Source organism: Haloarcula halophila (genome assembly GCF_029278565.1).
Taxonomy (GTDB): Archaea; Halobacteriota; Halobacteria; order Halobacteriales; family Haloarculaceae; genus Haloarcula; species Haloarcula halophila.
The window spans coordinates 2,003,246-2,018,716 of the sequence record NZ_CP119559.1 but is presented as its reverse complement, the minus strand read 5'-3'; the positions used below and the strand labels follow the sequence as shown (position 1 = coordinate 2,018,716).

Here is a 15,471-nt window from a genome sequence, read left to right as displayed (position 1 = left end):
GTCGAACCACCGACTGTATGCCGTACTGTACGGCCTGCGGGGCCGCCGTCGACGACGCGGACACGTTCTGCCAGCAGTGTGGCCACGAACTGGGGAGCCCACTCTCCGAGACGAACGCGGTGGACGGTGACAGTGACTCGGGACCGGACGAGAGCGACGAGGACCCCTTCGAGCGCGGGGTCGCCGGGTTCGCGCTGGGGTATCCGGTCCAGGACCGGTACGACCCGTTCCTGCTGGGGAGTGTCGTGAGCCTGCTGGGTGCGATCCTGCCGCCCCTGCAGTTGTTCACCGTCGGCTACGCGGTCCAGTTGTGCCGCGGGGCCGCACGCGGGGACCGAACCCAGCCCCCCTTCGAAGGATGGCGGGACCTGCTCGTCGACGGGGGCCGGGCCACGGTCGCAGTCGTCGTGCTGTGGGCCGTCGTCGCCGCCCTGGGCGCGTCGTTGACCGCGCTCCTGGCGGAAGCCGGTCTGGGCGGCTGGGACCCGCTCGTGCTCACGGCCGTCGGGCTGGCCGGTCTCTACGTCACGCCAGCAGTGCTGACGACGTGTGCGGCGACCGGTCGGGTGGGCGCGTCGTTCTCCCAGCAGTTCGCCGGCGCAGTCGCCTTCCGGGGGGCGTATCTGAAAGGGTTCGTCCTCTGGCTGGGGCTGGCGCTCGTCGTCGGAGCGATCTGGCTCGCGTCCTGGTTCACCCTCGTCGGGCCGGCGTTCGTCTCGACGTACGGACTCTATCTCTCGGGGGCGTTCTGGGGGTATCACTACCGCGAGGCGGCCCGCGACGGCGTCGTCCCGGCGCTGGCTCCCGAGGCGGCGGAAGCTATCACGTCGCCCGACCACCGGGTGGAACTCGCCGACTCCCGCTGAGCCGGGCGACCGAAAGAGCCAGGCCCCTGTCCCGGGAACGGACCGACGATGCCGACAGCGACCAACCGCGGAGTCGACCTCTACTACGAGACCGACGGGGACGGACCCACCGTGGCCTTCGTCGGCGACGTGGGCTACGGCGCGTGGCTGTGGGGCTGGCACCACGACGCCGTCGCCGGCCCCTACGAGACGGTGGTGTTCGACCAGCGGGGGACCGGCCGGTCGGACGCTCCCACAGGCCCCTACGACGTGGGGACGCTCGCCGCCGATCTGGAAGCGGTGCTCGCCGACCACGGCGTCCGGTCGGCACACGTCGTCGGCGCCGGGCTCGGCGGGATGGTCGCGCTGCGGTACGCCCACGAGTACACCCGTGCGTCGACGCTGACGCTGTACTGTACGGCGGCCGACGGCGACGATATCGACGCGGACGCCCTCGCGGAGCTCTCGCTGGACGCCGGTCCCGAGGCGTCCCTCTCGGGTGCGTTCTCCGAGCAGTTCCGAACGGAAGCGGCCGATCTCCTCGACCGGGTCACGGGGTGGCGACGGGAGGAGGACGCGTCCGGCGACCCCTGGGAGGCTCAGGCGGCGGCGATGACGGGGTTCTCGGCGCCGCCGCTGTACGAGGTGACGCTTCCGACGACGGTGTACTACGGCCTCGACGATCCGGTGGTGGCCCCGGAGGCGGCGGAGTCGCTGGCCGCTGAGCTGCCGCGGGGGGACAGCGAGGCTGTCGAGGGGCGACACCTCTGTTTCGTCGAACACGCTCCCGCCGTCACCGACCGGTTGCTGGCGACGCTCGATACCCACACCGACCACGAGGTTTAACAGCCGGGCTGTCGAGTCTCCCTGGTATGTCCCCGGACGACGATCCCTCCGACGACAGCGACCCCACCGAGGCGGGGGACGCCCCCCTCGACGAGGACGACTGGGTCGAGTTCGACGACGACAGCAACGGGCCGATAGACACCGACACCGGCGGGACGGACGATAGCGGTGACCCGGACGACGCCACGGCCGAATCCGGGACAGTCGAGACGGCACCGGCCGGGGAGAAGTACTGTCAGAGCTGCGGGACGACACTCGACGCCGACGCGAAGTTCTGCTCGGCGTGTGGAACGGAGCAGGCAGACGCCACAGCCGCCGGAAGCACCGCCGAATCGCCGAAGGATCGCGTCACCGCGGGCGTCCTGGGGATCCTGCTCGGCGGGCTGGGTGCACACCACTTCTACCTGGGAAACATCGGTATCGGCGTGTTGTACCTCTGTTTCTTCTGGACCGGCATCCCGGCGGTCGTAGGGTTGATCGAGGGAATCCTCTATCTGTCCAAGACCGACCAAGAGTTCCAGCGCGCGTACGTCGACGACGAAGACGACGAGAGCGACGAAGACGACGAGAGCGACGAGGACGGAGCGGAGTCGGCACACGAGAGTACAGCAGCGTCCGCGACAGCCGAGGACACCGAGAGCACCCGCGTCGACGGTCCCGACGACATCGACGATGGCCACTCCGAGTGACCGGACCACGGAACTCCGGCGTGCGCTCGCAGCGATGGCGCCGTACCTCCTCTCACACCACCGGGCCGACGAGTACTATCGATGCCACCGGCTCCGGGTAGCCGACCGCGAGGTCGCGGTCTGTGCCCGCTGTTCCGGCGTTTACCCCGGAATCGTCCTCGGTTCCCTCGCCGTCCTGTTCGGTGTCGGGGGCGGGCTGTGGGCGCCGCTGGTCGCGTTCGGGCCGGCACCGGCACTGGCAGACTGGGCGGTAACGACGTTTACCGACCGTCGGGGCTACAACGCCGTCCGGACGGTGACCGGCGCAACCCTGGGACTGGCCTACGGCGTCGCCCTCCCGTGGGTCCTGACGACGGCGACGGTGTGGCCGGTGGCGGTCGCCGTCGGCTACGGCACGGCCGCGGCGGTCGGCCTCCGGCTGTCGGAGTGAGCGGCAAGTGCTGGGACGGATATGCAGGTTTTTACGCCTCGGGCGTCTGTCTTTCCGTGAATGAGTCTGCGTATCGCCCTGCTGAACGCGGCCCACGACGGCACGGCCAACCGCCGGAACTTCCGGCGGGAACTAGACGCCGACCTCGTGGAGTACGACGTCACCGAGCGCGAACTGCCCGAAGACTTCGCGTTCGACGGCTGTCTCGTCACCGGATCGCGGGCCTCAGTCTACTGGGACGAACCCTGGATCGCCGACCTGGAGTCGTGGGTCGGCTCGGCTATCGACCGCGGGCTGCCGTTCCTGGGCGTCTGTTTCGGCCACCAGCTCCTGGCACACACGCTCGGTGGCCGCGTCGAGCCGATGGACGACTACGAGATCGGCTACCGGACCGTCGAACACGACGGCGAGAACGAGCTTCTCGACGGGGTTTCTGATTCCTTTACCGTGTTTACGACCCACTCGGACCACGTCGCACAGCTCCCGCCGGGTGCCGAACAGTTCGCCGAGAACGACTACGGCGTCCACGGCTTCCGGAAAGGACACGTCTTCTCCGTGCAGTTCCACCCGGAGTACGACACCCAGACCGCCGAGACGGTCACCTCGGGGAAGGACGAACTAGCCGACGAGCGCGTCCAGCGGGTCATCGACGGCATCACCGAAGAGAACTACCGGGCGGCCTGTGAGGCCAAACAGCTGTTCGAGAACTTCACGGAGTACGTCCGGACGGTCCAGTCCGATGCCACGGCTCGGGGCGAAGTCGCCGCAGACGACGACTAACTCACTCGAGCAGTCGGCCGACGAGCGCGTGTTCGACGGCCAACACCGAGACCGCCACGAGGATGATTCCCCCCTCCCGGAGCGACGGGAGAATCCCCAGTCCGACGATGAGCGTCGTCGCACACGCCGGCGCGTGGTGCGTGTCGGTCACGAACATCCCGACGGTCGTCAACATCGCCGCGACGACACCGCTCGCTGCCAGTCGTAGCGTCCCCGGTGCGCCGGCGGTCATGGAGGCCGTGATGACGACACCGCCGGCCACGGTGTGATAGGCGACGAGCCCGGCGGCGACCCCGACGGCGTGACCACCCAGGACCCGCCGGACCCGACACGTCGGTGCAGACGGCTGCGTCGCGTAGAGGTACGCCGTCGGCCCGAGGCTTGGAAACAGGAACGGGAGCCCGCTGGCCCAGACGACGACGCCCAGCGCCGACAGGAGCGCACCGATCCGCCCCGTCTGTCTGGCCCACACTGCACGGTTCTGACGTGTCACTGTAGCCAGCGTCAGGATCGCCACACTAAACGCTGACGTTCGCCCACAGGGTTTTGCGGCTGCGAACCGACCGTCGGGTATGGACCGGCTGCCGCTCGTGGTGGCGCTGTGCTGTCTCTCGGCCGGCTGTCTCGGCTTCGGCGGCCAACCGACAGCGCCGGGTCAGCCGATCTCGCTGTCGGTCGACAACCAGGCAGCCGAGCCCTACGACGTGCGCGTCTCCATCGCACCCGAAGCGCCGACCGGCGTCGACGTCGTCTACGCCAACGGAACCGTCCAGCGGCGTTCGCCGACCGTGTTGACCGAGTCCGGCCCGTCGTCGCTGGGCTCGGTCGTCGACGTGCGTCTGGTCGGGGCGAACCTCACGAGCGAGGAGTTCCGAGTTCCGGCCAACAGCGGGATCGGGACGCAGCTTCGGGACGAGACCGGTGGTTCGATGCTCTGGCTCGTCGTCCGGCGGACGACCGGCGACGATCGGATGCAACTCTGGACCCGGTTCCAGTGTCACCCCGACGCGACCACAGTCGAGGCGCGGTTGACGATCGGTGCCAACGACTCGACGGCGCTCGCGACGAGCTGTCGCGGTTAGGTGAATCGACCGGTTTCGGCGCCACAGTCCGCACACAGCGTGACCAGCGCCTCCCGGTCGTCGGCGAACTCGATCCGGTTGGGTGTCCGCTCGCCACAGTCGGGACACTCGCGGCGCATCTCCGTCTCGCCGGCGTCGCGGGGTGCGCCCATCGCCAGCGCGACGACGCGTTCCTCGCCCTCGTTGCGGCCCACTTGCCACTCGCCCGGCCCGAAGCGAACCGCCTCGTCCGCGCTGACGGTGACCGACCCGGCTTCGGTCTCGAAGGTCACGGTCCCACGCTGGACGTAGAACACTTCCTCCTGGTCGGCGTGACGGTGGTACCCGAAGCCAAAGGCGTCGCCGGGTGCGAGTTCGTAGTAGTTCAGTGCCGCGTTCTCGATACCGAGCGGGTCTGTCAGCGGGCGTTTGATCGCTGCCGGTCCAATGCGCGTCTCGGCGTCGTCGAGAGAACACTTTCGCATACGCGGGGGTGTCGCCGCCGAAAGGAAAGCGTTGGCGGCCCGGTTACTCCCGCCGGTCGATGTCGAGTTGCTCGTCGAGTTCGTCCATCCAGTCGGCGTCTTCCAGTTCCGCCATCTGCTCGCGGAAGTGGGTCTTACAGACACCGACCTTCAGACCGTCTTTCTCGACGGCGATGTCGGCCTCGTCGTCACAGTAGTGACACTGCATACCCACCGGTAGTAGCCGGCCCACATTGAACCCTCGGATTCCGTGCGCCACCCGTCAGACACCGAGGGCACGCCGGACCCGCTGCCAGGCCCGGTCGTCGAGTCCCGCGCCCCCGACGGTCTCGCCGTGGGCGTCGCTACCGCCGGTCGGGACGAGGTCGTAGCGGTCGACGGCGCGCTCGATCCGCTCGGTGTCGACGGCGTCGTCGTAGGGGTACCACCGCTCGACGGCGTCGACGGACGCACAGCGGGCCAGTGCGGCCTCGGTGTCCTCGTAGCGGAACGGGTGAGCCAGCCCGACGAGCCCACAGGCATCCGCGAGCAGGTCCCGGCCGCGCTCGAACGACGGGATCTCGCGGGCGACGAAACAGGGGCAGTCGTTCCCGATGAGTTCCTCGAAGGCCTCCCCGTAGCCGTAGTCGCTGACCTCTGCGATGGCGCGTGCGATGTGTGGCCGACCGAGACCGTCACGTGGTTCGACCGGGAGTGGCACGCCCAGTCGGTCCTCGACGCACTCGATGATCTGTCGGCCACGCTCGCGGCGGTTCTGCTGGATGGTCGCACACGCCTCCCGGAGGTCGTCGGTCGGGTCGACACCGTACCCCAGCAGATCCAATCGCTGATCGCCGGCGTCGACGCGGAGTTCGATCCCGTGGACGATCGTCAGTCCGTCCCGATCGGTCACTGGACCGTCGAGATCGGGGTTGAGTCGGTCGTGGTCGGTGACGGCGACCGCCTCGACGCCGGCGGCCCGGGCAGCCTCCGGAAGCGTCGCCAGCGTGAGTGTCCCGTCGGAGCGCGTGGTATGGACGTGGAGATCCGCGACAACCATACAGACGACAGTTCCGCCGGGCAGGAAGACCCTTCGACATGCTCCGTGCGTGATCTGTCCACACACGACGTGCGTGCATTATACGCATTAAGGAGTATTATGATTATAAATGGTGAAGGTTTATTATCTTCCGTTAACTTCCGGGATGTATGCGGATGCTAGCCGAGGCGACCGAGTCGTACGATGCACAGACCTACCCGCTGACGACCGAGGAACTCATCGAAGCCGTCGGGGACACCACACTGGAGCTACCGAACGGGACCGAGACCTTGGCGGACGCGTTGGGTCGTCTCACCTCCGAGACCTACGAGACGCCCGAAGAGGCGCGGCTGGCGACGTACTCGGCGGTCTCCAGCAAGGCGATCGGGCGCAAGGGGTACTCGGACCGTGATCCCGTCGCGATGGGCGAAGACGGCCCCGATCAGGTCTCGTTCTGACGCCGCTGCGGCCCCAGCACTCGTTTTTCGTCGACGGTATCAGAACCCGTAGTCGTCGTCCTGCATGGCCGGGTCCTGCTGGTCGGCGGCAGTCTGGCCGAACATCTGATCGTCCAGTTCGGACTCCGTCGACTCCTCGGTCGTGTTGTAGGCCGAGACCCCACGCTTGAGGAGGTCTTCGATGGCCTGGTCCTGATTGATGAACTCTCCCTGTTCGACGAGCCGTTCGATGTCGGTCACAGTCTGGTCCGACAGTGACACCTTGACTTTGCTCACAGTGGCCGGCTTATCGACTCTGGTATATAACTCCTGTTCCCATCGGGGGCGGAACAGTCACAGGTGTTTCTCCGAGCCCACAGTATAAGTGCCTACTCGTGGAACAGACGATATGGTCCAGATCGAGTTGACCGGCAGTCAACAGCGCACGCTCACGACGCTGGTCAACAGGCACCAGTCAGCCGACGGGCCGGTGAAGGGCCGCGTCATCGCCGACGAGATCGACCGCAACCTCGGTACCGTCCAGAACCAGATGCAGAGCCTCGCAGCGCTGGGTCTGGTCGAGAGCGTCTCCGGACCCAGTGGCGGATACAAGCCGACCGAACTGGCTTACGAGGCGATCGGGCGCGATTCGATGGACGACGCCGAATCAGTGACGCTGGCCCACGACTTCGAGCGCGTCGACGTCACGGTCGAGGAGATCAACCTGACCGGGGTCCACCACCCCGAGAAGTGCCAGGCGCGGGTCCACCTGCAGGACCCCGTCTCGCAGTTCAGCGTCGGGCAGGCCGTCGCGCTCGGTCCGACCCCGGTCGCGGGACTCGTCGTCGCCGGGACGGTCGTCGCCGTCGACGCGACGAACAACCAACTCGTCGTGGATATCGCCCAGCTAGAAGCGCCGGTCGAACCCCCGGAGTGAACGGCCGTCCGTCTCAGCGGTCCAGAAAGTTGGGTTTGTCGACGCGCTCGGTGCTGTCGACCTCCTGCCTGTCGAGCAGTTCCGAGGGTTCGAGTGCTTCCGGAAGGCCGTCCCGGCCGCCGGTCGGCATCTCGTCCTCGGCGATATAGCTCTTCTCGCCGTTGACCAGATCCTCCCAGACGGCAGTCCCGTCGGCGTCGGTGGTCTCCGCGATCTCCGCTGCCTCGTTGCGGCCCTCGTCGTAGGCCAGTTCGACCAGACTCTTCTGGTAGGCCGATCCCATCTCGGCGTAGATGCGCTCGAGTTCCTCACGGTTGTACTCGCCGAGTCGCTCGGCGACACCGATAGCGTAGGCGCGCTCGGTCGCCTCGTCCTTGTCGATGGTCTCCCAGTCGGTGTCGAACTCGCGCGCATAGCGGCTCATGACTCGACCTTCTGGTCGGGCAGGACCCGCAGGCCCTCGTCCGAGAACTGGATCTGGCGGATGTCACAGTCGATGGCAGTCCCACGCATCTTGATCACCTGGAGGCCTCGTATCATGCTACCGCCTTCCAAGAAGTTGTGGAAGAAGATGACCCCGTGGGCGAGGTAGTGTTCGTCGCTGTACGAGGAGGGATCGGTCATCTCCGAGATGAGCAGCGTCGTCGCCTCGGTCTGTTTCAGCGCCGAGAGAAACCCGGTGATCTCGTCGCCGACGTCGTTCATGAAATGCTGGAGGAGCATCGTCGAGTCGATGACGACCCGTTCGATGTCGTTCTGTCTGATGTAGGCGACGAGTCGGTTGGTCAACCCACCCTCCGAGCCGAACTGTGTGATCGTCCGTTTACCGTTCTCGGTCACGAGGTTGAGAAACTGGACGGCGTCGGACTGGATCGCCCGGTCGAACCCGAACTCGTAGCCCGACATGTCCTGCATCAGTTCGGTCTTCGTCTCGTGCATCGTCACGTAGAGACAGGAGTCCCCTTCCTTCGCCCCTTGTGTGATAAACTGCGAGCAGAACGTCGTCTTTCCGCTCCCTGGAGGGCCGCTGACGACGTACAGGCGGTCGGTCAAGAGCCCCCCTTCGACGAGTTCGTCGAATCCGGGGACACCGCTGGAGATGCGCATACCTCCAGTCTGAGCACGTTTCGGCATATGCTTTCACGTTCTGTTCTCAGTGGTGATAACTCATTCGCCTGTTTCACCTGCTGCGCTCGCCGGCGGAGCAGTCGCCAGCGCCAACAGTCGCTCGGTGCCGGCTTCGTCGAACCGCATGGGACGACGCCACCACGGCCCCTTCCCCGAGTCCGAGGACAGGTCCGTGACGAGGTGGTTCGCCTCGGTGCCGCCGTCGGGTGTCGAGAGCGGGACGACCGTCTCGTAGAGTTGCGACGCCGCCGGGTCCCCCAACACGAGGACCCGGGCGTCGACGGACTCACGTTTGACGTGGGCGTTGGAGTCGAAGACGGCCTGTTCCTCGGCGGACAGCTCCCGGTAGCCCTCGCCGGTCACCGCGTCACGGGCCAGACAGAAGTGACCGACGACGTAAGCACCCCACTCGGGCGGTGCCCAGACCGCCCCCTCGCCGACCGTCGAGAGCGTCGCGTAGAAGAAGAGGTAGTCGCCGGCCGACAGTTCCGAGAGCGGCCCGGCTTTCACCCCGTGTTCGTCACCGTAGGTATAGCGGTCACCGCCGGCTTCGGGGAACTCCGGGTCGAAGTGGACCGGCCGGTCGGCGACCGCGGAGACGTCCGTCTCCAGGTCGAGGTCGGCGTAGGTCGGGACGGGTTCGGCCGTCGGCTCGGACTCGGGAATCGGGATATACTCGAAGGAGCCGTCGGGGAACACGGGACCGCGGAAGCCGGGTTCGTTGGTGTTGGCCCCGACGTTGATGGCGACGCTGCGCATGGGCGTAGTTCGGGACGGTCGAGCAAGTGCCTATTGGAGCGAGGCCGCACAGGACCGGCAGTACCGGATCATCCGGTGGCCGTCGTTGCGGGTCCCACACTCGGGGCAGGGCACAACCTCGCCCGACACCGATCCCCCCTCCGGTTCGACCGGGGCGCTTCCGTGACCGGCGCCGGCCGGCGTCGACTCGGGGGACTCACTCGACGTACCGCGGTGCTGGAAGTAGTGGTACAGGAGGAGTTGCACGAGCCCGAACGTGACCACGTACGCGATGAGCCAGCCCCACAGTTGCATACCACGATAGAACGGGCGGCGATCACTTCGGTGTTCGGCCCTGAATATCAGATATGATACTCAGACGGGGGACGGGTCACTCCGGCGGCGTCAGATCGCGCTGGAACTCGTCGAAGACGTCGAGGTTGTCCGGGAGGTCGTAGTCGAGTTCCCGGTCGCTGCGACGATCGACGTTGGCGTCGTCGAGGGGGGCTGCGACGGACTCCCACCCGTCTTTGACCGCAATCGACTTCGCGGGCGTGCCGGCGGCGATGTGGTGGGCGGGGATGTCCTTGCCGGCGATCGATTTGGCGGCCAGGATCGCGTTCTCGCCGACACGGACACCGGCCCGGACCATCGAGTCGTAGGTCAGGCGTACGTCGTCCTCGATGATCGTGTGGAAGTTGTCGATATGAGTCTGGTCGACCGCGTCGTGGTCGTGGCTGTAGACGTGTGTGTCGTCCGAAATCGAGACCCGATCGCCGATGGTGAGCTTTCCGCGGTCGTCGAGGTGGACGTCGTCGTGGATGACGACGTTGTCGCCGACCTCGATGTTGTGGCCGTAGGTGAAAGAGATCCCCTTGAAAAAGCGGCAGTCGTCGCCACAGGACTCGAAGAGGTGGTCGGCGAGCATCCGCCGGAACCGCAGGGCGAACTCGACGTTGTCGGCCATCGGGGTGGCGTCGAACTGGCGCCAGAGCCACTGGAGGTGTTTCGAGCGTTTGAACTTCTCCTCGTCTTTCTCCGCGTAGTACTCGCTCTCCAGTGTGGTGTTACACGGGTCGTATCCCTGGAGTCGAACGCGTTCGGCCGGCGAGACGTCGCCGCCGGACTGCCAGCGCTCGTAGGCGTCCCGATCACCGTGGAGATCGACCAGGACGTCGGTGACCACGTCGCAGGTATCCTCCTCGCTCGACAGTCGCTCGTCGACCTCCTGGATGAAACTCCGGAGCCCCTCCTCGGCGGCCGGCGGCAGCGAGACGTGGCGTTTCGTCATAGACGAGCAATCGGTACGGTCGCAGATATGGGTTTCCGTTACCAGTTCGGTACCCGGTGACACCGGTGTTACGACAGCGTCTCACACAGTTTCTCGGCGTTTCTGCCGACAGTATAAGAGCCGGGCGACCGACCACCCGGTATGGTCAGGTCGGATTTCATCATGGAGATCCGCGGCTACATGATCAACCCACGCGAGAAGCGCTTGCGGGCGCTCTGGCGGGTCGTCCTCTGGTTCTTCGTGGCCGCGTTCGGTGCGATCGTCTTCGCCGGCACCCTCTCACAGCTGGTGAATCCGGCTTCGTTCGGTCCGGGACTCCGGGCGACCTACGTCGCTGTCCGACAGATCGCCGTCTACGCCGGGCTCACCGCCATCGCGGTCGGTGTCGGCTATCTGCTCGACCGGCGCCACCTCTCGGACTACGGGCTGGGGTTCGACCGCCAGTGGTGGCGTGACGCCGCCTTCGGCCTCGGGCTGGGGATCGGACTCCCGACACTGTTTCTCCTCGGGCAACTCGCGACCGGCCTCCTGACGGTGACCGGTCTCCTCGTGACCGGCCCCTCCGACACCTTCGCGTTCGGGCCGCTGGGAGCGGTCGAGCGGCTCGCGCTCCTCGGGTTGTTTTTCATCGTCCAGGCCTCCGCCGAGGAGATCGTCGTCCGGGGCTACCTGCTGACCAACGCTGCCGAGGGACTGGCCGGGACCCTCGGGAAGTGGCGCGCGGTCGTCGTCACGACGGTCGCGACCGGCGTCCTGTTCGGGGTCCTGCACGCGGCCAACCCCAGTTCCTCGCTGCTCAGCGTCGCGAACATCACGCTGTACGGTGTCCTCCTGGGCGGGTGTTACGTCCTGACTGGGCGGCTGGGGATCGCCTGTGGGTTCCACGTCGCCTGGAACTTCACCCTCGGGCTGTACGGGTTCCCGGTCAGCGGCCTGCGGACGGGCGCGGCGCTGGTCGGGACGCGGGCGACCGGTTCGGCGGTCCTGACCGGCGGTTCGTTCGGCCCCGAGGGCGGGCTGATCGCGCTCGTCGGCCTCCTGCTCGGGACGCTTGCACTCGCCTGGTGGGTCGGCCGGGAGTACGGCGACGTCGCCGTCCGCGAGGCCATCGCGATCCCGACGCTGCGGTACGCGATCCGGGAGAACCACGAGCGATAAGTGTCCTGCGGCCCAACGCCCGGCTATGAAATACGACACGCTCGGGACGACTGACGTCGAGGTCTCCCAGGTCGGTTTCGGTGCCTGGGTCGTCGGAACCGACTGGTGGGGCGACCGGACACGCGAGGACGCCGTCGCGATGATCGACCACGCCGTCGAGCAGGGCGTGAGCTACTTCGATACTGGAGACGTCTACGGCCACGGTGACAGCGAGGAGATCGTCGGCGAGGCACTCGCCGACCGCCGGGACGAGGTGGCCGTCAGTACGAAGATCGGCTACGACTTCTACAACAACCCACAGGCCGGCCACGGCGAACTCCCCAAGAAGGTTACCCCCGAGTGGATCCACACGGCGACCGACCGCTCGCTGGAGCGCCTGGACATGGAGTACGTCGACCTGCTGATGCTCCACAACGCCAACGTCGAGGAGGTCGACGAGGACGTTCTCGAAGCCCTGGACGAACTCCGCGAACAGGGGAAAGTCGAGGCCATCGGCTGGGCGCTCGGCCCTTCGATCGGCTGGTTGGCCGAGGGCGACGCCGCCGTCGCCAACGAGTTCGACGCTCTCCAGACCGTCTTCAACCTCTTCGAGCAGACGCCGGGTCGACACTTCGTCGAGACGATCCGCGAACACGGGGCCGACACCTCGATCATCGCTCGGGTCCCCCACTCCTCGGGACTGTTGAACGAGCAGGTCACGCCCGAGACCGAACTGGGGAAGGGTGACCACCGCGCCCACCGGCCCGACGAGTGGTACGAGACCGGCTGGGAGAAAGTAGAGTCCATCCGGTTCTTGGAACGTGACGGCGAGCGCACGATGGGCCAGGCCGCCATCCAGTGGCTGCTGGCCCACGACGAGGTGGCCTCGGTCACGCCGACGTTCCGGACGACCGCCGACATCGACGAGTGGGCCGGCGCGCCCGATACCCCGCCGCTCAGCGACGCGGAGTTCGACCGGGTCCAGGAACTGTCCGCCGACAACTTCGGCATCGACCGCGACGACGGGATGGACGCCCTGCGGTCCTCTGTCGGCGGCGAAGACCTGGAGGGAACCGGGATGAAATCGGCGGGCGACTAACCGAGGACGGTCCATCGCCGGCCCGCGACACCCGGCAGGGAGTGGTGGCTGACACCCGAGCCGCTGTGCCCGCCGCGACCGGAATCTGCAGGCGAGACGCGACTCGCACTCAACTCGTCTGATCCCCGTCACGTCTCCCGGTTCTCGTCGATAACCCCCTTGTTTCGTCAGGAGATGTACCGCCGTCCTGCGGTTTCCTCCCATGATGACTACTTTCACTCCGGTGCGTCAGACGGACGAAAGACGCCGGACGGCGACCGGTTCGAGATGAAACGAAGGGGTTCGGGGACGGGTCACACGGTCACGTCTCTGTCGCCGGGACGCGCGCCACGCCAGTGAGGGAGAACGTCGCACCCCCATCGGGGCTCTGACCGACCTGGAGTTCCCAGCCATGGGCCTCCGCGACCTGTTGGACGATCGTGAGCCCCAGTCCGGTGCCACCGCCCTGTTTGTCCGTGGTGAACCCGTCTTCGAGGATCTGCTCGCGCTCGTCGGGTGGCACGCCGGGTCCGTCGTCGCTCACGGCGAAGCCGTCCTCGTGGTGGCTAAGCGTAACGGTCACGTCCGGGCCGGCGTGGTCGAGCGCGTTCCGGAAGAGGTTCTCCAGGAGTTGCGTCAGCAGTGACGCGTCGGCCATGATCGTCGCATCCGATTCGACCTGGAGCGTCCCGGCATCGGTCGTGACGTGGGACCAGGCGGCCCAGCCACAGGTTTCGAGGTCGACGGGTTCGAGCGTGTCGAGGTCGCTCTTGCGGGCAATCAGGAGCGCGTCGTCGATGATGTCTTTCATCCGTTCGAGCGAGCGCTCGATCACCGGCGCGTGCGCGTCGTCCTCGACCATCTCGGAACGGGCGAGCGCTACCGACAGCGGGTTCTGGAGGTCGTGGCTGAGGATACCCGCGACCAGCTCCAGCGTGTCGTTGCGGTCGCTGACCTCCTGTTCAGCCAGGTGACGGTCGGTGATATCAGTGTGACTGATGAGGACGCGTTCCTCCTCGTCGAAGGTAAAGGCCGTCACACGCATCCTGAACCACAGTTGTTTGTCCGGGGAGTGACAGGGATACTCGAAGGAGAACTCCGTCATCCCGCCGTCGACGACCGCCTCGATCCCCTCGACGGCGGCGGTCGCCGTCTCGTCGTCGGAGCGCCGGCAGACGTCGAGGTAGTCGACCCCGACCATGTCACCACCCACTTCGAGTCCGTTGTCGAGCCCGAACTCTCGCCAGGATCGGTTCGTCGCCAGGATCGTTCCGTCGGCGTCCAGGACCGCAAGCTGATCGGGTATCTCGTCGAACACTGCCGCTGCAAGCCGATCAGCTGTTCCCAGGTCGTCGCTCACACGTGCCCATACACACCAGAAGTAAAAATAGCACCTGGCTGCCGACGACCTTACTCGTTCATCAGGCCGCCTTCCTCGACGCGCATGACGCCCTCGCCGTCCGGGAGGTTCGGCGCGTCGACCAGTTTGACGATGCGTTTGTTCCCCTTGGACTTCCGGAGGTACATCCGGAACGTCGACGTGTGACCCAGGATGTTCCCGCCGATGGGCTGGGTCGGGTCACCGAAGAACGAGTCGGGGTTGGAGGCGACCTGGTTGGTGACGACGACGGCGGTGTTGTTGAGGTCACCGACGCGCATCAGGTCGTGGAGGTGTTTGTTGAGTTTCTGCTGGCGTTCGGCGAGTTCCCCGCGGCCGACGTACTCCGCTCGGAAGTGGGCCGTCAGAGAGTCGACGGCGAGCAGGCGCACCGGGAACTCGTCTTCCTGGGTCTCGCTGGCGATCTCCTGGGCCTTCTCGGCCAGCAGGATCTGGTGGTTGGAGTTGAACGCCTTCGCGACGTGGATCTTCTCGAGGACGGAGTCGACGAGCGCGTCGAACAGCGCCTCGTCCGTGGCGTCGGCCTCGCCTTCCTCGGCGATGCCGTGGAAGACCATCGTGTCCTCGATGACCGCGTCGTCCAGGCCGTCGACCATCTGTTCGATCCGTTCGGGGCGGAACGTATCCTCGGAGTCGATGAAGATGGCGCTGCCCTCCAACCCGCCGTGTTCGGCCGGGAGCTGGACGTTGACGGCCAGCTGGTGGGTCACCTGGGACTTGCCGGCCCCGAACTCGCCGTACACTTCGGTGATCGACTGGGTCTCGACGCCGCCACCAAGCAGGTCGTCGACCTCGTCGACGCCCCACGAGAGCTTGCCGATCTGTTCGCGCCGTTCCAGCACCGTCGAGCCGGTCTCGAACCCGCCGATATCGGCGGCCTCGCGGGCCGCGTTGATGATGTCGGCGGCCGACGACTCGCCGATGTCGGCCGTGTTCGACAGTTCGCCGGGGGAGGCGACGGCGATCCCCTGGTAGGAGTCGAAGCCGTTGTCTTTGAGTTTCTCTGCTGTCGCCGGGCCGACGCCGGGCAGGTCTTCGAGGTCCTCACTTGCGGACATGGACGTGGGTTGCGCCCGGTGGCACATAAACCCACGTTAACAGGGGAGTGAAAGTGAAACAGCCGGACGGAACCCCGATCGGTCGGATCGATATCGGGAGGTTTAGAAGGAAAG

At 66.5% G+C, this 15,471-nt stretch carries 22 protein-coding genes; 10 read left to right on the top strand and 12 right to left on the bottom strand.

Annotation, left to right across the window (positions count from 1 at the left end):
• Positions 1-17: 17 nt before the first annotated feature.
• The 5 genes from P0204_RS10740 to P0204_RS10720 are packed head-to-tail and all read left to right on the top strand — an operon-like array spanning position 18 to position 3,590.
• The gene (locus P0204_RS10740; protein WP_276179037.1) at positions 18-866 is read left to right on the top strand and encodes a DUF4013 domain-containing protein; all 849 of its coding nucleotides are present in this window, start codon (positions 18-20) and stop codon (positions 864-866) included.
• Between the two features lie 48 nt (positions 867-914).
• Complete coding sequence (locus P0204_RS10735) at positions 915-1,691, top strand: alpha/beta fold hydrolase (protein ID WP_276179035.1); 777 nt, start codon at positions 915-917, stop codon at positions 1,689-1,691.
• 26 nt (positions 1,692-1,717) lie between these two features.
• Positions 1,718-2,380 (top strand): zinc-ribbon domain and TM2 domain-containing protein, encoded by a 663-nt coding sequence (locus tag P0204_RS10730; protein ID WP_276179033.1) that lies wholly within the window; start codon positions 1,718-1,720, stop codon positions 2,378-2,380.
• Positions 2,364-2,810 (top strand): DUF2085 domain-containing protein, encoded by a 447-nt coding sequence (locus P0204_RS10725; protein ID WP_276179031.1) that lies wholly within the window; start codon positions 2,364-2,366, stop codon positions 2,808-2,810. The genes P0204_RS10730 and P0204_RS10725 overlap by 17 nt, the downstream gene beginning before the upstream one ends.
• A 60-nt stretch (positions 2,811-2,870) precedes the next feature.
• Positions 2,871-3,590, top strand: a complete 720-nt coding sequence (locus P0204_RS10720; RefSeq protein WP_276179029.1) for a type 1 glutamine amidotransferase — start codon at positions 2,871-2,873, stop codon at positions 3,588-3,590.
• 1 nt (position 3,591) lies between these two features.
• On the opposite strand, the gene P0204_RS10715 is transcribed toward P0204_RS10720, so the two are convergent.
• The gene (locus P0204_RS10715; RefSeq protein ID WP_276179027.1) at positions 3,592-4,083 is read right to left on the bottom strand and encodes an HPP family protein; all 492 of its coding nucleotides are present in this window, start codon (positions 4,081-4,083) and stop codon (positions 3,592-3,594) included.
• Between the two features lie 79 nt (positions 4,084-4,162).
• Here P0204_RS10715 and P0204_RS10710 point away from each other — a divergent pair, with 79 nt between their 5' ends.
• Positions 4,163-4,672, top strand: a complete 510-nt coding sequence (locus P0204_RS10710; protein WP_276179025.1) for a hypothetical protein — start codon at positions 4,163-4,165, stop codon at positions 4,670-4,672.
• Here P0204_RS10710 and P0204_RS10705 read toward each other — a convergent pair.
• Genes P0204_RS10705 through P0204_RS10695 form a run of 3 tightly spaced genes read right to left on the bottom strand, consistent with a single transcriptional unit; the run spans position 4,669 to position 6,175 of the window.
• Entirely contained in the window at positions 4,669-5,136 is a 468-nt protein-coding gene (locus P0204_RS10705) for a cupin domain-containing protein (protein ID WP_276179023.1), read from the bottom strand. The two genes, P0204_RS10710 and P0204_RS10705, sit on opposite strands and share 4 nt — an antisense overlap.
• A gap of 43 nt (positions 5,137-5,179) precedes the next feature.
• The gene (locus tag P0204_RS10700; RefSeq protein ID WP_276179021.1) at positions 5,180-5,344 is read right to left on the bottom strand and encodes a DUF6757 family protein; all 165 of its coding nucleotides are present in this window, start codon (positions 5,342-5,344) and stop codon (positions 5,180-5,182) included.
• 54 nt (positions 5,345-5,398) lie between these two features.
• Complete coding sequence (locus P0204_RS10695; RefSeq protein ID WP_276179019.1) at positions 5,399-6,175, bottom strand: PHP domain-containing protein; 777 nt, start codon at positions 6,173-6,175, stop codon at positions 5,399-5,401.
• Between the two features lie 149 nt (positions 6,176-6,324).
• On the opposite strand from P0204_RS10695, the gene P0204_RS10690 reads away from it, so the two are divergent.
• Entirely contained in the window at positions 6,325-6,612 is a 288-nt protein-coding gene (locus tag P0204_RS10690) for a DUF5789 family protein (RefSeq protein WP_276179017.1), read from the top strand.
• Between the two features lie 39 nt (positions 6,613-6,651).
• On the opposite strand, the gene P0204_RS10685 is transcribed toward P0204_RS10690, so the two are convergent.
• Positions 6,652-6,888 (bottom strand): DUF7120 family protein, encoded by a 237-nt coding sequence (locus tag P0204_RS10685; RefSeq protein ID WP_276179015.1) that lies wholly within the window; start codon positions 6,886-6,888, stop codon positions 6,652-6,654.
• 112 nt (positions 6,889-7,000) lie between these two features.
• Between P0204_RS10685 and P0204_RS10680 the strand changes: the two genes are divergently transcribed.
• Positions 7,001-7,528 (top strand): HTH domain-containing protein, encoded by a 528-nt coding sequence (locus P0204_RS10680; RefSeq protein WP_276179013.1) that lies wholly within the window; start codon positions 7,001-7,003, stop codon positions 7,526-7,528.
• Positions 7,529-7,541: 13 nt separating this feature from the next.
• Here the strand turns inward: P0204_RS10680 and P0204_RS10675 are convergent, their stop codons facing one another.
• The 5 genes from P0204_RS10675 to P0204_RS10655 form a co-directional block, all read right to left on the bottom strand.
• Positions 7,542-7,952 carry a DUF8057 family protein gene (locus P0204_RS10675; RefSeq protein ID WP_276179011.1) on the bottom strand — a complete coding sequence of 137 codons (411 nt, stop codon included), beginning with the start codon at positions 7,950-7,952 and terminating at the stop codon, positions 7,542-7,544.
• Entirely contained in the window at positions 7,949-8,635 is a 687-nt protein-coding gene (locus P0204_RS10670; protein WP_276179009.1) for an RAD55 family ATPase, read from the bottom strand. Before P0204_RS10670 ends, P0204_RS10675 begins: the two co-directional genes overlap by 4 nt.
• A gap of 60 nt (positions 8,636-8,695) precedes the next feature.
• Entirely contained in the window at positions 8,696-9,415 is a 720-nt protein-coding gene (locus P0204_RS10665; RefSeq protein WP_276179007.1) for an Nmad3 family putative nucleotide modification protein, read from the bottom strand.
• Positions 9,416-9,445: 30 nt separating this feature from the next.
• The gene (locus P0204_RS10660; protein ID WP_276179005.1) at positions 9,446-9,709 is read right to left on the bottom strand and encodes a DUF7577 domain-containing protein; all 264 of its coding nucleotides are present in this window, start codon (positions 9,707-9,709) and stop codon (positions 9,446-9,448) included.
• 76 nt (positions 9,710-9,785) lie between these two features.
• On the bottom strand, positions 9,786-10,685 hold the full coding sequence (locus P0204_RS10655) for an acyltransferase (RefSeq protein WP_276179003.1): 900 nt from the start codon (positions 10,683-10,685) through the stop codon (positions 9,786-9,788).
• A gap of 141 nt (positions 10,686-10,826) precedes the next feature.
• Between P0204_RS10655 and P0204_RS10650 the strand changes: the two genes are divergently transcribed.
• Positions 10,827-11,843, top strand: coding sequence for a CPBP family intramembrane glutamic endopeptidase (locus P0204_RS10650; protein WP_276179001.1), 1,017 nt, complete (start codon positions 10,827-10,829; stop codon positions 11,841-11,843).
• Positions 11,844-11,868: 25 nt separating this feature from the next.
• Positions 11,869-12,921: an aldo/keto reductase gene (locus P0204_RS10645; RefSeq protein ID WP_276178999.1), complete on the top strand. Its 1,053-nt coding sequence runs from the start codon at positions 11,869-11,871 to the stop codon at positions 12,919-12,921.
• A gap of 301 nt (positions 12,922-13,222) precedes the next feature.
• On the opposite strand, the gene P0204_RS10640 is transcribed toward P0204_RS10645, so the two are convergent.
• Positions 13,223-14,260: a PAS domain-containing sensor histidine kinase gene (locus tag P0204_RS10640; RefSeq protein ID WP_276178997.1), complete on the bottom strand. Its 1,038-nt coding sequence runs from the start codon at positions 14,258-14,260 to the stop codon at positions 13,223-13,225.
• A gap of 50 nt (positions 14,261-14,310) precedes the next feature.
• Positions 14,311-15,357 carry a DNA repair and recombination protein RadA gene (gene radA / locus P0204_RS10635; protein WP_276178995.1) on the bottom strand — a complete coding sequence of 349 codons (1,047 nt, stop codon included), beginning with the start codon at positions 15,355-15,357 and terminating at the stop codon, positions 14,311-14,313.
• Between the last annotated feature and the right edge of the window lie 114 nt (positions 15,358-15,471).

What these genes read in the sequence shown, in the direction of transcription:
- P0204_RS10740 (WP_276179037.1), top strand. Translation starts at nt 18, where the DNA reads ATGCCGTACTGTACGGCCTGCGGGGCCGCCGTCGACGACGCGGACACG.
- P0204_RS10645 (WP_276178999.1), top strand. Translation starts at nt 11,869, where the DNA reads ATGAAATACGACACGCTCGGGACGACTGACGTCGAGGTCTCCCAGGTC.
- P0204_RS10690 (WP_276179017.1), top strand. Translation starts at nt 6,325, where the DNA reads ATGCGGATGCTAGCCGAGGCGACCGAGTCGTACGATGCACAGACCTAC.
- P0204_RS10650 (WP_276179001.1), top strand. Translation starts at nt 10,827, where the DNA reads ATGGTCAGGTCGGATTTCATCATGGAGATCCGCGGCTACATGATCAAC.
- P0204_RS10700 (WP_276179021.1), bottom strand. Translation starts at nt 5,344, where the DNA reads ATGCAGTGTCACTACTGTGACGACGAGGCCGACATCGCCGTCGAGAAA.
- P0204_RS10705 (WP_276179023.1), bottom strand. Translation starts at nt 5,136, where the DNA reads ATGCGAAAGTGTTCTCTCGACGACGCCGAGACGCGCATTGGACCGGCA.
- radA (WP_276178995.1), bottom strand. Translation starts at nt 15,357, where the DNA reads ATGTCCGCAAGTGAGGACCTCGAAGACCTGCCCGGCGTCGGCCCGGCG.
- P0204_RS10695 (WP_276179019.1), bottom strand. Translation starts at nt 6,175, where the DNA reads ATGGTTGTCGCGGATCTCCACGTCCATACCACGCGCTCCGACGGGACA.
- P0204_RS10725 (WP_276179031.1), top strand. Translation starts at nt 2,364, where the DNA reads ATGGCCACTCCGAGTGACCGGACCACGGAACTCCGGCGTGCGCTCGCA.
- P0204_RS10710 (WP_276179025.1), top strand. Translation starts at nt 4,163, where the DNA reads ATGGACCGGCTGCCGCTCGTGGTGGCGCTGTGCTGTCTCTCGGCCGGC.
- P0204_RS10665 (WP_276179007.1), bottom strand. Translation starts at nt 9,415, where the DNA reads ATGCGCAGCGTCGCCATCAACGTCGGGGCCAACACCAACGAACCCGGC.
- P0204_RS10720 (WP_276179029.1), top strand. Translation starts at nt 2,871, where the DNA reads ATGAGTCTGCGTATCGCCCTGCTGAACGCGGCCCACGACGGCACGGCC.
- P0204_RS10735 (WP_276179035.1), top strand. Translation starts at nt 915, where the DNA reads ATGCCGACAGCGACCAACCGCGGAGTCGACCTCTACTACGAGACCGAC.
- P0204_RS10675 (WP_276179011.1), bottom strand. Translation starts at nt 7,952, where the DNA reads ATGAGCCGCTATGCGCGCGAGTTCGACACCGACTGGGAGACCATCGAC.
- P0204_RS10655 (WP_276179003.1), bottom strand. Translation starts at nt 10,685, where the DNA reads ATGACGAAACGCCACGTCTCGCTGCCGCCGGCCGCCGAGGAGGGGCTC.
- P0204_RS10660 (WP_276179005.1), bottom strand. Translation starts at nt 9,709, where the DNA reads ATGCAACTGTGGGGCTGGCTCATCGCGTACGTGGTCACGTTCGGGCTC.
- P0204_RS10680 (WP_276179013.1), top strand. Translation starts at nt 7,001, where the DNA reads ATGGTCCAGATCGAGTTGACCGGCAGTCAACAGCGCACGCTCACGACG.
- P0204_RS10730 (WP_276179033.1), top strand. Translation starts at nt 1,718, where the DNA reads ATGTCCCCGGACGACGATCCCTCCGACGACAGCGACCCCACCGAGGCG.
- P0204_RS10670 (WP_276179009.1), bottom strand. Translation starts at nt 8,635, where the DNA reads ATGCGCATCTCCAGCGGTGTCCCCGGATTCGACGAACTCGTCGAAGGG.